This is a genomic window from Lacinutrix sp. MEBiC02404 (assembly GCF_053601575.1).
Map to the genome: position 1 here is coordinate 1 of NZ_JBSHNV010000193.1, position 358 is coordinate 358.

At 42.5% G+C, this 358-nt stretch carries 1 pseudogene; it reads left to right on the top strand.

Annotation, left to right across the window (positions count from 1 at the left end):
* Positions 1–358 (top strand): annotated as a pseudogene (locus tag ACVCXO_RS12145) (hypothetical protein); the annotation flags it as partial.

A 358-nucleotide genomic window follows, 5' to 3' on the forward strand; every position in this document is an offset into this window, starting at 1 on the left:
GATGGAGAAACAAGTGATACGGATCCAAATGATACCGATCCATGTATCGGAGGAACATTATCCAATGTAGATTTAACAGACACAACAAGTGACTGGGCAACTGCAGATTGTGATGGAGACGGAGTAAGTAACTTAGACGAGGTGGATCCTGATGGAGACGGCGTTCAAGGACCAAACGACACAGATCCAAACGATGCTTGTGAATTTACTGTAGCAGATATTACTTTACCTGTAACAGCGATTACAGATTGTGATGGCGATGGAGAAACAAGTGATACGGATCCAAATGATACGGATCCATGTATTGGAGGAACATTATCCAATGTAGATTTAACAGACACAACAAGTGACTGGGCAA